Source organism: Streptomyces sp. NRRL S-455 (assembly GCF_000717875.1).
Taxonomy (GTDB): domain Bacteria; phylum Actinomycetota; class Actinomycetes; order Streptomycetales; family Streptomycetaceae; genus Streptomyces.
The window spans coordinates 67,147-80,826 of record NZ_JOCT01000022.1; the positions used below are offsets into that span (position 1 = coordinate 67,147).

Annotated in this window: 13 protein-coding genes and 1 pseudogene; 5 read left to right on the forward strand and 9 right to left on the reverse strand. The window is 71.5% G+C overall.

Features of this window, described 5'->3' with window-relative positions; genetic code table 11:
• Positions 1 to 5 precede the first annotated feature (5 nt).
• On the reverse strand, positions 6 to 956 hold the full coding sequence (locus tag IE97_RS0127250; protein WP_234331865.1) for a shikimate dehydrogenase: 951 nt from the start codon (positions 954 to 956) through the stop codon (positions 6 to 8).
• 143 nt (positions 957 to 1,099) lie between these two features.
• On the opposite strand from IE97_RS0127250, the gene IE97_RS0127255 reads away from it, so the two are divergent.
• Positions 1,100 to 1,765, forward strand: coding sequence for a TetR/AcrR family transcriptional regulator (locus IE97_RS0127255; RefSeq protein WP_030245923.1), 666 nt, complete (start codon positions 1,100 to 1,102; stop codon positions 1,763 to 1,765).
• 171 nt (positions 1,766 to 1,936) lie between these two features.
• Complete coding sequence (locus tag IE97_RS0127260) at positions 1,937 to 3,295, forward strand: MFS transporter (RefSeq protein ID WP_030245925.1); 1,359 nt, start codon at positions 1,937 to 1,939, stop codon at positions 3,293 to 3,295.
• 28 nt (positions 3,296 to 3,323) lie between these two features.
• Here the strand turns inward: IE97_RS0127260 and IE97_RS0127265 are convergent, their stop codons facing one another.
• Positions 3,324 to 3,728 carry a VOC family protein gene (locus IE97_RS0127265; protein WP_030245928.1) on the reverse strand — a complete coding sequence of 135 codons (405 nt, stop codon included), beginning with the start codon at positions 3,726 to 3,728 and terminating at the stop codon, positions 3,324 to 3,326.
• A gap of 76 nt (positions 3,729 to 3,804) precedes the next feature.
• The gene (locus IE97_RS0127270; protein WP_030245930.1) at positions 3,805 to 4,194 is read right to left on the reverse strand and encodes a VOC family protein; all 390 of its coding nucleotides are present in this window, start codon (positions 4,192 to 4,194) and stop codon (positions 3,805 to 3,807) included.
• A 171-nt stretch (positions 4,195 to 4,365) separates the two neighbouring features.
• Between IE97_RS0127270 and IE97_RS0127275 the strand changes: the two genes are divergently transcribed.
• Positions 4,366 to 5,598 (forward strand): serine hydrolase domain-containing protein, encoded by a 1,233-nt coding sequence (locus tag IE97_RS0127275; RefSeq protein WP_030245933.1) that lies wholly within the window; start codon positions 4,366 to 4,368, stop codon positions 5,596 to 5,598.
• Between the two features lie 302 nt (positions 5,599 to 5,900).
• Positions 5,901 to 7,124 (forward strand): RNA-guided endonuclease InsQ/TnpB family protein, encoded by a 1,224-nt coding sequence (locus tag IE97_RS0127280; protein ID WP_030245934.1) that lies wholly within the window; start codon positions 5,901 to 5,903, stop codon positions 7,122 to 7,124.
• Between the two features lie 17 nt (positions 7,125 to 7,141).
• Here IE97_RS0127280 and IE97_RS0127285 read toward each other — a convergent pair whose 3' ends face one another.
• Positions 7,142 to 8,182 (reverse strand): saccharopine dehydrogenase, encoded by a 1,041-nt coding sequence (locus IE97_RS0127285; RefSeq protein ID WP_030245936.1) that lies wholly within the window; start codon positions 8,180 to 8,182, stop codon positions 7,142 to 7,144.
• Between the two features lie 85 nt (positions 8,183 to 8,267).
• Positions 8,268 to 8,927, reverse strand: a complete 660-nt coding sequence (ribA, locus tag IE97_RS0127290; protein ID WP_030245938.1) for a GTP cyclohydrolase II — start codon at positions 8,925 to 8,927, stop codon at positions 8,268 to 8,270.
• 41 nt (positions 8,928 to 8,968) lie between these two features.
• Here ribA and IE97_RS40825 point away from each other — a divergent pair, with 41 nt between their 5' ends.
• Positions 8,969 to 9,697, forward strand: coding sequence for a creatininase family protein (locus IE97_RS40825; protein ID WP_078603411.1), 729 nt, complete (start codon positions 8,969 to 8,971; stop codon positions 9,695 to 9,697).
• A 161-nt stretch (positions 9,698 to 9,858) separates the two neighbouring features.
• Here IE97_RS40825 and IE97_RS43210 read toward each other — a convergent pair.
• The 4 genes and pseudogenes from IE97_RS43210 to IE97_RS0127320 form a co-directional block, all read right to left on the reverse strand.
• Positions 9,859 to 10,902: pseudogene (locus IE97_RS43210) on the reverse strand (lysylphosphatidylglycerol synthase transmembrane domain-containing protein); the annotation flags it as partial.
• The gene (locus IE97_RS0127310) at positions 10,899 to 11,891 is read right to left on the reverse strand and encodes a class I SAM-dependent methyltransferase (protein WP_030245942.1); all 993 of its coding nucleotides are present in this window, start codon (positions 11,889 to 11,891) and stop codon (positions 10,899 to 10,901) included. The pseudogene IE97_RS43210 and the gene IE97_RS0127310, both read right to left, overlap by 4 nt.
• Positions 11,888 to 13,093 carry a glycosyltransferase family 4 protein gene (locus IE97_RS0127315; protein WP_030245945.1) on the reverse strand — a complete coding sequence of 402 codons (1,206 nt, stop codon included), beginning with the start codon at positions 13,091 to 13,093 and terminating at the stop codon, positions 11,888 to 11,890. Before IE97_RS0127315 ends, IE97_RS0127310 begins: the two co-directional genes overlap by 4 nt.
• Complete coding sequence (locus IE97_RS0127320; protein WP_030245947.1) at positions 13,090 to 13,488, reverse strand: 6-pyruvoyl trahydropterin synthase family protein; 399 nt, start codon at positions 13,486 to 13,488, stop codon at positions 13,090 to 13,092. The genes IE97_RS0127315 and IE97_RS0127320 overlap by 4 nt, the downstream gene beginning before the upstream one ends.
• Positions 13,489 to 13,680: the final 192 nt, after the last annotated feature.

A 13,680-nucleotide genomic window follows, 5' to 3' on the forward strand; every position in this document is an offset into this window, starting at 1 on the left:
GCGGGTCATGTGGCGGAGTCACCTGTCCTGTGGCGCCGGGCGCCGAGGGTGCGTGCCGGACGTCGGGGCCCAGGCGCGGAACTCAGAACAGGCCCGGGGGCACCGGCCAGTTCGGTCAGGTCCGCCAGCATCCGCGTGGCGTCGGGTTCCCGCCCGGTGAACAGGCGGAACGCGTCGGCGGCCTGGAAGGCGGCCATGCCGCCGCCGTCGAGGGTGGCGCAGCCCAGCGCGCGGGCGGCACGCAGCAGTCCGGTCTCCAGCGGGCGGTAGACCACCTCCGCGACCCACAGTCCGGGATGAAGCAGTTCGGCGGGCAGGGGCAGGCCGGGGTGCGCGGCCATGCCCGTGGGGGTGGCGTGGACGATGCCGTCGGCGTGGGCGAGCAGCTCCGCCTGCCGGTCGGGAGACGCGGCGGCCGCGCGCCCCTCGCCGAAGGCGCGGTTCAGGGAATCGGCCAGGGCGGCGGCCCGCTCGGGCAGGGGGTCGACCAGGGTGACCCGCTCGGCGCCCAGGGTGAGCGTGGCGTGCGCGACGGCCGCCCCCGCACCGCCGGCACCCAGCTGGACGACCCGCTCCAGCGGCGCGTCGGGCAGCCCCCGGGCGAAGGACGCGGCGAAACCGGTGACGTCGGTGTTGTGGCCGACGGCGCGGCCGTCCTCGAAGACCACGGTGTTGACCGCGCCCAGCGCCTCGGCCTGCGGGGCGAGCCCGTCCAGATGGCCGATGACGAGCTGCTTGCACGGGTGCGTGATGTTGAGCCCGTCGAAACCCAGGTCCCGGGCGGCACGCACCAGATCGCCCACCGACTCCGGCGGCGCACCGAGCGTCTCGATGTCGATCAGCCGGTACAGCAGCCGCAGCCCCTGCCGCGCGGCCTCCCGCTCGTGCAACGCCGGACTGAGCGACGGGCCGATGCCGGAACCGATCAGTCCGACGAGATACGAGTCCTTGGGCACACGGGCCTCCCGAGCGGGGTCACTAATGTACGAACTAGTACGTTAGCTATATCAGCCCCGCACGGGCTCGGGAAGACCCCGCGGGCGGAGGGGCTCCTGCTTCTAGAATCACCGGCACCGGCACCTCCGCCCGAAGGAATGTGATGACCAGCGTCGAAGAACCGGCACGTCCCGGCGAGCGCGTCCGTGACGCCGCCCGCACCCAGGCCGAGATCCTCGACGTCGCCACACAGGAGTTCGCCCGGGCCGGCTACGACGGGGCCCGGGTGGACGAGATCGCCGCCCGCACCCGCACCACCAAGCGGATGATCTACTACTACTTCGGCGGCAAGGAGCAGCTCTTCACCGCTGTGCTGGAGCGGGCCTACGGCGTGATCCGGGAGGCCGAGCAGCGGCTCGACGTCGAGCACCTGGACCCGGTGGCGGCCATCCGGCGCCTGGCCGAGGTGACCTTCGACCACCACGAGCAGCACCCGGACTTCATCCGCCTGGTCAGCATCGAGAACATCCACGAGGCGCACCACATCGCGGCCTCCGAGAAGCTGGGGCGGATCGGCTCCCCCGCCCTGGACGTGATCCGCCGCATCCTCGAGGAAGGCCGCAGTTCGGGGCTGTTCACGGCCGACGTCGACGCCGTCGACCTGCACGCGATGATCTCCTCGTTCTGCTTCTTCCGGGTCTCCAACCGGCACACCTTCGGCGCGCTGTTCGGCCGCGACCTGATCGACCCGGCGCAGCGGGAGCACTACCGCACCATGCTGGGCGACATGGTGATCGCGTACCTGACGGCGGAGCGCGCGACGGACTGAGACGTCGCGCCGCGCGACCGCACGACCCCTTGACACCGGCAGCACACGGGCGCAGCATCACTGGCCATCCCCTACTAACTATCCAGTGGGTTAATTAGCCGCGATCCGGCCTCCCCCTCCACACCGTCCTTCTGTTCGCTCTGCCTAGGGTGGAGCCCCTAAGGAGCCGCCGTGTCCGTCCCCGCCACGCCCGAAAGGGCCGCCGCCCCGCCCGGTCAGCCCAGGAAAGCCGCGACCGCCGCCTGGATCGGCAGTGCCCTGGAGTACTACGACTTCTTCATCTACGGCAGCGCCGCCGCGCTGATCTTCCCCGCGGTGTTCTTCGACGAGTCCGACCCGGCCACCGCGACCCTGCTGTCACTGGCCACGTTCGGTGTCGCGTACGCCGCCCGCCCGGTCGGCGCGCTGGTCCTCGGCCACTTCGGCGACAAGCTCGGCCGCAAGAAGATCATGGTCTTCACGCTGATGCTGATGGGCCTGTCGACCTTCCTGATCGGCTGCCTGCCGACCCGGGCGCAGGCCGGCACGCTCGCGCCGGTCCTGCTGGTGCTGTGCCGGGTGCTGCAGGGCATCTCGGCGGCGGGCGAACAGGCCAGCGCCAACTCCATGACGCTGGAACACGCGCCACCGGGCCGGCGCGGCTTCTTCACCAGTTTCACCCTCAGTGGCACACAGGGTGGCCAGCTGCTGGCGACTCTGGTCTTCATCCCGGTCGCCGCGCTGCCCGAGGAGCAGTTGCTGTCCTGGGGCTGGCGGGTTCCGTTCTGGCTGAGTGTCGGGGTCGCCGTCGTCGGCTGGGTCATCCGGCGCAAGCTGGACGAGACGCCGGCCTTCGCCCGGCAGGCCGCCGAAAAGGGCGTCGTCAAACTGCCGCTCACGGTACTGCTGCGCGAGCACTGGGCGGATGTGCTGCGGGTGATCGCCGGCGCGCTGATCGCCTCGGTCAGCACGATCTTCACGGTGTGGGCGCTGGCGTACGCCACGAGCGACGCGGTCGGCATGTCGCGTACCGCCATGCTGTGGGTGGGCGCGCTGGCCAATGTGGTGGCGCTCGCCGCCATCCCGCTGTGGGCGATGCTGTCCGACCGGATCGGCCGGCGTCCGGTGTTCCTGGTCGGTGCGGCGGGCAGCGCGGTGACGATGTTCCTCTACCTGTGGGCGATCTCCACGGGCTCCTATCCGCTCACCTTCCTGACGGGCGTCCTCTGCTTCGGCGTGGTCTACAGCGCCGCGAACGGTGTGTGGCCGGCCTTCTACGGCGAGATGTTCACGACCCGGGTGCGGCTGTCCGGCGTGGCCATCGGCACGCAGATCGGTTTCGCGGCGGCCGGGTTCGCGGTGACGTTCGCGGCGCGGATCGCGGGGCCGGACGGGGACGACTGGTCGGCGGTGGCGCTGTTCACGGCGGCGCTGTGCGTGCCGCCTGTGGTCGCGGCCCTGTCAGCCCGCGAGACCCACAGGGTCCCGACCGAGGCCCTGGGTGAACGCGTCGCACCGGGAGCGGTTCAGCCGGAGAAGGCGGCGGCCTGACCCCTGAGAGCTTCGGTCCGGCGCTGCCTCAGCTGTTGGACCAACCCCGGCGGCACAGCACGAGCCGGTAGCCGTCGGGGTCCTCGATCGTGACGCCCCATTCGTTCCAGTACGGGTTGGGCGACTCCACCCGCTTGCCGCCGTGCGCCTCCAGCCGGGCGACCAGGCCGTCCGGGACCGGGCCGTCGAGGTAGATCACCAGCAGGTCCTCCTCGGTGGGACACGGCTCGACCGGCCGGGCGGGCTCGTTCACGAGCTCCAGGTGCCAGTCGGCGTCGGGCCGGCCGAGCATCAGCAGGTCGTGGTGGGCCGGTGCGGAGCCGCCCTCGGACCGCCACACCACGCTGAGGCCGAGCCCCGCGCTCCAGAAGCGCTCGGCCGTCGCGAGGTCACGGGAGGGGCGGGCGATACGGATGTGGCTGCGACCGTTCATGCCTCGCAGCCTAGGAAGCCGACGGCCACGGGACATCGGCCATGGGTCCTGCGCCTGGGGGCCTAGGTCGTGTCCCTCAGGGTTTGGTGTGCACGATCTGGATCAGGTTGCCGCACGTGTCGTCCAGCACCGCGCTGGTGATGGGGCCCATCTCAAGCGGCTCCTGCGTGAAACGCACCCCCAGGCCGCGCAGCCGCTCGTACTCCGCCGGTACGTCGTCCACGGCGAACGAGGCGGCCGGAATGCCGTCCTCCACCAGCGCCGTCTTGTACGGCTGCACCGCGGGATGGCCCGAGGGCTCGAGGAGCAGCTCGGTTCCGTCGGGGTCTTCCGGTGAGACCACGGTCAGCCACCGGTCCGTTCCCACCGGGACGTCGTGCTTCTTCACGAAGCCCAGCACGTCGGTGTAGAAGCGCCGGGCCTTCTCCTGGTCGTCGACGAAGACACTGGTGATGTGGATCCTCATGAGCTGTTCTCCGGTGAGTCGGTCGTGAGCGGTCATGGAACGTCGGCCCGTCCAGGATGCGCCGACGGTGAGGCGACCTGCCTGTCAGGTTCCCGCACCAGGAGAGGGTCTGAGGCGGCCCCGGCTGGGTATGCCGGTTCTCACCTCGACAAGCGCGACGGAGGACGATCGATGGCACGGCTGCGACAAGAGGCCGATCCGGGTGAGGCGGGGCTGGATCCGCAGGTGCTGGACCGCCTGGACCGGCACTTCGCCCGTCTGGTGGACGAGGGGCGGCTGCCGGGATTCCTCGTCTCCGTCGCCCGCGGCGGACGCGTCGCCCACCTCACGACGCACGGCCTGCGCGACATCGCGGCCGGGCTGCCCGTCGAGCCCGACACGCTGTGGCGGGTCTACTCCATGACGAAGCCGGTCACCGCGGTCGCCGCGCTGCTGCTGGTGGAGGAGGGCCGGCTGTCGCTGGACGACGCGGTCGCGGATCACCTGCCGGCCTTCGCCGCCCCGCGCGTGTACGTGAGCGGATCCGGGGCCGACGTCAGGACCCGTTCGGCCGACGGGCCGATCCTGGTGCGGCACCTGATGACCCACACCTCGGGCCTGACCTTCGGCTTCTACCACACCCACCCCGTCGACGCCCTGTACCGCGAGGCCGGTCTGGAGTCGTCCGTGCCGCCCGGGGCGGACCTGGCGGAGACCATCGAGGTGTACGCAAGTCTGCCGCTTCAGTTCGAGCCGGGGACGCAGTGGAACTACTCGGTGGCGAGCAACGTCCTGGGCCGGATCATCGAGGTCGTGTCCGGGCAGCCGCTCGACGTGTTCTGCGCCGAACGGATCTTCGGGCCGCTCGGCATGACGGACGCGGGGTTCCACGTCACGGACGAGCAGGCGCCCCGCCTGTCCGAGATGTACGGGGAGCAGGAGGGCGGCGGCATCGCGCCGTTCCCCGGACTGCCCCTGCGCGGCGGCCGGCCGCGATTCCTGTCCGGCAGTGGCGGCATGGTGGCCTCCGCCCACGACTATCACCGCTTCATGGAGCTGCTGCGCCGCCGGGGCGAGCTCGACGGCGTCCGTCTCCTCACCCCTCGGACCGTGGATCTCATGGCCCGCAACCATCTGCCCGGCGGTGCCGACCTGCGCGCCTTCGGCAGCCACCCCGCCCACGACGAGCCCGGCAACGACGGGGTCGGCTTCGGCCTCAACGTCTCCGTGGTGATCGACCCGGCCCGCACGCAGGCGCCCTCCGCGCTCGGCGCCTACGGCTGGAGCGGGGTGGCCACGACGACGTTCTGGGTCGACCCGGGCCGTGATCTGACGGTGCAGTTCATGACGCAGGTGCGGCCCAGGACCTCACACACGGTGTTCAAGGACCTCAAGCGGCTGGTCCACGAGGCCGTGGTGCGCTGATGTCCGTCACCCGTCGGCCGGGGGTGTGCCGAGAACGTGTCACCTGCTTCTTTCGAGGTTGCCCCGGCGTTCACGCCGGGGAGGAATCGCATCCGGGTGCTGCGACGCAAAGCGTGTCGCCTATCCCGTTCAGGGCGTGGGGCGGCCGTATCCCTGTCCGATGCCTCCGTGGCTATAGGAACGCACGTGCCTGTTGTCGCTGGTCGGGGTGATGGGCACGGGATCGGGGGACGCGCGTCCGACGGTCGTACGTACGGTCCTTCTTGGGATCGGGACACCTGGTCGTTGCGGGAGGGGGCGGGATGGCACACGTGGGGGCAGCCGTGGAGGTGGCCGGGCATGCCCGCTACACCTTCCGGCTACGTCTGTCGTCCGCTGCCCGCACGGCGCTGAAGGCGGAGTGGGACCGGTGCCGGTGGCTGTGGAACGAGTGTGTCGCCAAGTCCAGGGCCGTGCACCTGCACAACAAGGCAACGGGGGAGCAGCGGACGTGCGGCCCGGCTCAGCTCGACCGGATGCTGACCGAGGCCCGGAAGACGATTCCATGGCTGCGAGAGGGCTCCTCAGTGGTCCAGCAGCAGGTCATCCGCGACTTCAGCCGCTCTCGCGCCAAGGCACACAATGACATCAGGGGACGGCTGCCTCTTCGGCGGCGGGCCGCTATGCCGAAGCGCAAGAAGAAGCGCGAGGCACTGCCGACCCTGAACTACACCCGGCGCGGGTTCCGACTGAAGGACGGCCGGTTGCACCTGGCCGGGGGCATCGTCGTGAGGGTGGTGTGGTCACGGGAACTGCCCGCTGAGCCGTCCTCGGTGCGCGTGTACCAGGACAGCCTGGGGCACTGGTACGGCTCCTTCGTCCTTCCTGCGGCCGTCGAGCCCCTGCCGGAGATCGGCCGGATGCTCGGTGTCGACTGGGGTGTGAAGCAGACCGCGACCACCACCTCCGAAGCGCACGACCTGCCGCACCCCGAACACGGCAGGAAGGCCCTGCAGAAGCTGACCCGGTACGACCGGATGATGGCCCGTCGCCGGCCGAAGAAGGGCCGGCCGGCATCGAAGGGCTACCGCGAGGCGAAGAAGCTGCGGGCGAAGGGGTACAAGAAGGTCGCCCGGCAGCGCCAGGACACCGGCCGCAAATGGGCCAAGAAAGTGGTCCGCGACCACGACGCCCTCGCTGTCGAGGACTTCAAGCCCCGGTTTCTCGCCAAGACCACCATGGCACGTAAGGCCGCGGACGCCGCCATCGGCGCCACCAAGGCCGCTCTGCTCGAGATGGGCCGCAAGCACGGGCGTGACGTCCGCCTGGTCCACCCCGCGCACACCACGATGGACTGCGCCAGCTGCATGACGAGAGCCAAGCATGCACTGCCGCTGGGTGAGCGCACCTACACCTGCACCGCGTGCGGGGCCGTCTCCCCACGGGACAAGAACTCCGCACGCGTGATGCTCATCCGGGCTGGTCTCAACCCGGCTGGTGCTGATGGCGCAAGACCTCCTGGAGCACTGCTCCAGGAGGCAGCCTGAGCCAGAAATCCCCTCCCTTAGGAAGGGGAGGATTCAAGGGATGCCTGACGGAACCGGTCGAGGCAGCGTCCCCAGGGCCCGGTGACACCGAAGTCGAGCAGCTGGGGCAGCAGGGCGGCCGAGAAGTCGGCGCTGGACTCCAGCGGCAGCAGGGAGGGCAGGTTGTCGATGGCGATCAGGTCGAGCGGGGGCTCCGCGCGCAGCCGGCGCACGGGCACGTCCCAGTCGGTGGTGTCGTCGTACACCGGGAGGACGTTGAGGGGGGAGCCGACGTCGCACGTCACGTCGCACAGGGTGCGCAGGCGGCGGTCGGGGTCGTCGAGGTCCTGCTCGCGGAGAAAGGGCGGGACCGGGGTGGTGGCGAGCACCGCGTTGACCATCACGTCGTGCCGCAACAGGGCTTCGCGGTCCAGGTCGCGGGTCTCGGCGAGGTCCCAGCAGGCCGGGTCGGCTCCGGCTGTGGCGAAGGCCGTGCGGGCGCCACGGCCGCTGCGTCCGAGGGCGCCGATGACCAGGCCGGTGAACTCGGTGTCGCCAGCTGCCGGCTTGAGCGTCTCGTCGAGTTCGTCCTTCGTCGTGGGCACGAGCGGTGCCCTCAGCCGGCCCCGGTGCTGGAGGACGGCCAGGGCAGCGCCCAGGTAGCCGGCCCAGAACCCGAAGGCGGCGAGGCGTCGTCCGGAGTCGTCCACCAGGTACTCCAGGTCGAACAGCGCCCCGCCCCCGGCGGCGAACCGGCGCAGCAGGTCTCCCGCTCCCGGCTGGCCCTTGTAGGCGTGGCCGAAGAAGATGTGCCGGTGGGTCAGCTCGGCCGGTTCCGGGGGCAGTTCCTTCAGGCCGAGCACGACGGTGTCGCGCGGCGCCGACACCCAGGAGCCCGCGGGGGCGACGCGGCAGCCGGCCGCCTCGTACTCCTCGACGCGGAAGACACGCTGCGGGGACTCCTCGACGGTCAGTGCCACTCCACTGCCGACGAGCCGCCGGGCGTCATCGGGGACGATCGGTGTGCGTCGCTCGGTCGTGCGGGCCTCGTGGCGCAGCCACAGATGGAGCTCGGTCATACCCGGTGGCCTCCGGACGTCGGGCGCCGGCCGCTGACGGGCCGGCGCTCAAGGGGCGGACGTCCACGAAGCGTACGCGGCCCCCCTACGAGGAGCTGACCACCGCGTCCAGGTGGGGCAGGTGGTGGTCGAGGCGCTCCCGCTTGGTCCGCAGGTACGTGATGTTGTTCTCGCACGGCGGTATCAGCAACGGTACCTGCTCGGCGACACGGATGCCGTGGCTCACCAGCGCCTCGCGCTTACGCGGGTTGTTGGACATCAGCCGGACGCTCTTCACGCCCAGGTCGTCCATGATCCGGGCGGCCACGCCGTAGTCGCGGGCGTCGACCGGCAGGCCGAGCGCGAGGTTGGCCTCGACGGTGTCCAGGCCCTCCGCCTGCAGGGCCATGGCGCGCAGCTTGGCGAGCAGGCCGATGCCACGGCCTTCATGCCCTCTGAGGTAGACGACGACACCGGCGCCCTCGGAGACGACCGCGCGCAGGGCGGCGTCGAGCTGGTCACCGCACTCGCAGTGCTGGGAGCCGAAGGCGTCGCCGGTCAGGCACTCCGAGTGCAGGCGGATGAGGACGTCGTCGGTGCCGATCTCGCCGTAGACCAGTGCGACCTGTTCGTCACCGCGGTCGTGGTCCATGTAGCCGATCGCCTGGAATTTCCCGTACACGGTGGGCAAGGGGGCATTCACGACGCGTTCCACGCCGGTCCGCTGCGGAGCCTTCTTGCCGAGTACGCCAATTTTTTCTGTCATGATTCTCGAGTTCCTAAGCAGAGACGAAAGGCCGTGTCGATATGAGTGATCTGGTGCCGGCGGACACCACGGAGGACGTACGGACGCGGGGGGCCGGTGTCTCACGGCAGGTCGCGGTGCTTCCCGTGGGGAGCTTCGAACAGCACGGCCCGTATCTTCCGTTGGCGACCGACACGCTGGTGGCCTGTGCCGTCGCGCGGGAGATAGCCGGCGCGTACCCGGTGCACCTCCTTCCTCCGGTGACGATCTCGTGCTCGCACGAGCACTCGGCCTGGCCGGGGACCGTGAGCATCTCCTCGGTGACCCTTCATGCGGTGGTACGGGACATTGCGGATTCGCTCCGCCGGTCCGGGGTCGACACGCTGGTGGTGGTCAACGGGCACGGCGGAAACTACGTACTGGGCAACGTGGTTCAGGAGTCCTCCGCCCGCGGCGAGCGGATGGCGCTCTTCCCTGCCCCGGAGGACTGGGAGACGGCGCTGGAGCGGGCGGGTGTGGCCACCTCGCTGCTCACCGACATGCACGCGGGGGAAATCGAGACCTCCATCCTTCTGCACGCTCATCCCGAAATGCTCCGACCCGGTTATGAGACTTCGGATTTCGTCGCTGACGACCGGCGTCATCTGCTCACCCTCGGCATGTCCGCCTATACCGATTCCGGCGTCATCGGCCGGCCTTCGCTGGGTTCGGCGGAAAAAGGGAAGGAACTCCTGGCGAGCCTGGCTGATTCCTTCGGGGCGTATTTCTCGCTGCTGACCTCCGACGCGTAGTCAGCCGCCGACGCGGGGCCGGGGCCCGGGTCCGCCGCGACGGCCCGGGCCCGGTCTCCGGCGCGCAGGCCCGCGTACCAGCGGGCGACGAGCACGACGAGGCCGGGCAGGCTCGCCACGAGGCTGAGCACCCCGTAGACGACCGCGACGGCGAGTCCCCGGCCGGCGCCCAGGCCTGCGGCGCCGAACGCCCAGGCGGTGACGCCCTCCCTCGGCCCCCAGCCTCCGACGTTCAGCGGCAGGCCCATCGCCAGCAGCGCGAGGACCGCGAGCGGTACCAGTACGGCCACCGAGGCGGCGACTCCGGCCACGCGGGCGGCGAGTACGAACATGGCGACGTAACCCGCCAGTACGACCACGGAGCTGACCACGACTCCCGGCCCGTTGCGGCGGGACACCAGCCCTTCCCGCGCCTCGGCGAGCATGCCGCGCAGCGCCCGTCCCCGGCGGGAGGGTGCCGCCCGGTTCATGCGCAGGGCGAGGACGACAGCGAGTGCGCCGAGCGCGGCCAGGACGGCGAGCGGGGCGACGTGCCGGGCCTCGGCGAGCACCGGGGACGGCATGGTCAGCAGGACCACGGCACCCACCGCGAACAACGCGATCTGCCCGGCGGCCCGTTCGAGCACGACGGCCTTCACGCCCCGCCGCACATCCCCCTCGCTCTGTCCGTGCCGCACCGCCCGGTGCACGTCGCCGAGGATGCCGCCGGGCAGGGCCGCGTTGAGGAACAGCGCCCTGTAGTAGTCGGCGACGGCCGGCCCGAACGGCAGCCGGATCCTCAGGCCCCGGGCCACGAGCGCCCAACGCCACGCGCTGAACACGGTGGTGACGAGCCCGAGCCCGAGGGCCAGCAGCAACGTCTGCGCGTCGATCCGCCGCAGCCCGTCCAGGAGGACTCCGGTACCGAGCCGCCACATCAGCACGCCGAGGATGACGATTCCGGCGAAGGTGCCGAGGTGTGTGCGGACTCGGGGTGAGCCGAGCCGGGCGAGGGCGCCGCGGACGCGGCGACGGGGCGACGGGGCGGTGACGGACAGGGCTTCGAAGCCGGTTGCGTCCGTACCGCCGGTGCCGGTCCCGAGGGACGGGCACCGGCCACTGCCGGCCTCCGGGAACCACTCCGCGTCGGCGGGGATCAGCCGGTCACGCACCCCCGCCGCCGCGCCTCCCGGCACCGTCTTCGTCCCCGTCGCCTGAGGGCTCATGACGCTCCGCCCGCCGGGCGGCACAGGGCCAGGAGGTCGGTGTGGTGGACCGTGACCCGCAACTCGCCGGCCGCGCAGGCGGACAGGCGTTCGGCCAGGTACGCGTCGGCCTCGGCACGCAGCTCGGGGCGTTGTTCGACCGCGGCGCCGACCCAGCCGCGCAGCCACTGCTCCGTGAGCGCCGCCTGGTCGGGTCCGAGCCGCCAGGGGCTCGGATGCAGCCGTACCGTCGCGCCGTTCTCGGAGAACGCCTCGGCCGCCGCCGTGACCGCGTCGGGGCCGAGCAGTCCGTCGCGGCGCTGGTGCTCGTTGAACGCCTGGCCGATCTCCGCGTCCAGGGGATGAGCGGGGGTCAGTTCCACGCGTCCGGCGACGGAGAGCGTCAGCAGCGCGGGGCAGCCGGCTCCGGCACAGGCCGCGGCGAGGGTGTTGATCTCCTCGCGGGTGAGCACGTCCAGCAGGGCGGACGCCGTCACCAGGGACGCGCCCTGCAGGGCGTCCGGTGTGAGGCGGGCGATGTCACCGCGCCGCGTCTCCACCGTGACCCGGCTGCCGTCGGCGGCGGAGCGCGGGGAGGCGACCGCCGCGAAGTGCAGCAGGTAGGGGTCGCGGTCGTGCAGGATCCAGTGCTGGGCACCGTCCAGGCAGGGTGCGAGCCAGCGGCCCATCGAGCCGGTGCCGCAGCCCAGGTCGTGGATGACGACACCGCCCGACTTGCCCGGCAGGTTGGCCAGCCGGATACGCAGCGGGTCGAGCAGGTCGTGCGCCCGCGCGGCGGCGTCGGCCGGCTCCCGCAGCTGAAGCCACTCGGGTGCGTAACGGGGCGGATCGTCGGGCCCCGCCTCGCGCAGCTTCACGGTGGGCCGCGAGCCGGGCTTGGCGCTGGGGCCGGCGCCCGGAATGACACCGTCCATCGACTCGGCAGCCTCCCACGGCCCGGGCTGGGCCGGAATCATCCCGCTCTGCTGGGTCGTCGCCGGGTTCGTCATGCGGCCCTCCGGGGGTCGGTCGGGAGCCGGCGCAGTACCGCCGCCAGGCTCTGTGCGGTCGTCGCCCAGCCGCCGAGGGCGGCACGTCGTCTGCGGGCCGCGGCCTTCAGGCGGCGGCGCACGTCCGCCTCGCCGAACCAGCCGCGCAGTTCGGCGGCGATGGCGGCGGAGTTCTCCGGCGGCACGAGGATGCCGGGCATCCCGCCGTCGGGGGCGCGTCCGACCGCCTCGGGGAGTCCGCCGACGTCCGTGGCCATGACCGGGATGCCCCGCGCCAGTGCCTCGGTCACGGCCATGCCGTACGTCTCGGCGTAGGAGGTGAGGACCATCAGGTCGGCCTTGGCGTAGCTGGCGTCGAGTGCGGCGCCGGACTGCGGGCCCGCCAGTTCCAGCCGGTCCTGAAGCCCGTGTTCCCTGATGAGGGACCGCAGGTGGGCGACGTACTCCGGGTCCTGGGTCAGGCTGCCGACGCACACGCAGCTCCACGGCAGGTCGGTCACCGTGGCCAGCGCCTCCACCAGCCGGTGCTGCCCCTTGCGCGGCGTCACGGCGGCCACGCACAGCAGCCGCGAGACACCGTCGGTGCCGGGGGCCAGGGGCGCGATGTCGGCGCCGGGCGCCGCGACGTGGACCCGCTCCGGGGGGAGGCCGTGGTGGGAGACCAGACGGCGGACCGCCCAGTCGCTGGTGGCGACGACCGCCGGAACGGCCCGCAGCACCGCCCGCTCCTTGGCGTCCAGTTCGGCTGCCACGGCCGGGTCGAGCCCGGTCTCGTCGCCGAGCGGGAGGTGGACGAGGACGGCCATGCGCAACCGTTCCGCCTCCGGTACGACGATCTCCGGGACGCCGCAGGCGACCAGCCCGTCGAGCAGGACGACGGAACCGTCCGGCAAGCCGCTCAGGGCGCGGGCGAGTTCCGTGCGGGCGGCCGCCGACGGCCGGGGCCAGTCACCGGCCACCGCGTGCTTGGTCACCTGCCAGCCGAAGCCGGGCAGGTCCAGGCACACGCGCCGGTCGTAGGCGTTGCCGCCGCTGGGCGCCGCCAGGTCGTCGACGCCGCCCGGCAGCACGAAGTGCACGGTGCGCAGGGACATGGGGATGATCTCGGCGTTCTTCAGGGTGGCGTGCTGCACGGGCACGTAGTTCAGCCGCGCCGGTGCCGGTCCGGCCGGTCCCGGCCGCTCGATCGTCGTGTCGGTCACAGCGCACGCTCGTAACTCGCCCAGGCGATGTGCGACTCGTGCAGGGTGACGGTCAGGCCGGCGATGCCCTTGGCGCCCTCGCCCAGGGCGCCCTTGTGGATGCGCTCGGCGAGCCGGTCGGCGATGACCTTGGCGAGGAACTCCGTGGAGGTGTTGACCCCGGCGAAGTCGGGTTCGTTGTCCAGGTTGCGGTAGTTCAGCTCGCTGACGACCGCACCGAGTTCCTGGGTGGCCAGCCCGATGTCTACGACGATGTTGTCCTCGTCCAGCTGTTGGCGCCGGAACGTGGCGTCCACGAGGAACGTGGCCCCGTGCAGGCGCTGCGCCGGTCCGAAGACTTCGCCACGGAAGCTGTGGGCGATCATGATGTGATCGCGGACGGTGATGCTGAACAACGGACGACCCTCCAGGTGCGGCGCGTCTGCTCCCCCGCTGATGGCTGCCGGGGATGCCGGGTAATACGGCTCCTTGCCTTCCCCTGTTCAGCCTCGGGTACGTCTTTTCTCAGGTCAGGCGCTCTTGTCGGAGACGATCTCGTACCCGATGGAACGATTCGTCCGCCCATGCGCCAATCGCTCTCGTCGTAC

Coding starts and splice junctions, on each gene's coding strand:
- IE97_RS0127255 (WP_030245923.1), top strand. CDS start 1,100: ATGACCAGCGTCGAAGAACCGGCACGTCCCGGCGAGCGCGTCCGTGAC.
- IE97_RS0127265 (WP_030245928.1), bottom strand. CDS start 3,728: ATGAACGGTCGCAGCCACATCCGTATCGCCCGCCCCTCCCGTGACCTC.
- IE97_RS0127270 (WP_030245930.1), bottom strand. CDS start 4,194: ATGAGGATCCACATCACCAGTGTCTTCGTCGACGACCAGGAGAAGGCC.
- IE97_RS0127275 (WP_030245933.1), top strand. CDS start 4,366: ATGGCACGGCTGCGACAAGAGGCCGATCCGGGTGAGGCGGGGCTGGAT.
- IE97_RS0127280 (WP_030245934.1), top strand. CDS start 5,901: ATGGCACACGTGGGGGCAGCCGTGGAGGTGGCCGGGCATGCCCGCTAC.
- IE97_RS0127285 (WP_030245936.1), bottom strand. CDS start 8,182: ATGACCGAGCTCCATCTGTGGCTGCGCCACGAGGCCCGCACGACCGAG.
- ribA (WP_030245938.1), bottom strand. CDS start 8,927: ATGACAGAAAAAATTGGCGTACTCGGCAAGAAGGCTCCGCAGCGGACC.
- IE97_RS40825 (WP_078603411.1), top strand. CDS start 8,969: ATGAGTGATCTGGTGCCGGCGGACACCACGGAGGACGTACGGACGCGG.
- IE97_RS0127310 (WP_030245942.1), bottom strand. CDS start 11,891: ATGACGAACCCGGCGACGACCCAGCAGAGCGGGATGATTCCGGCCCAG.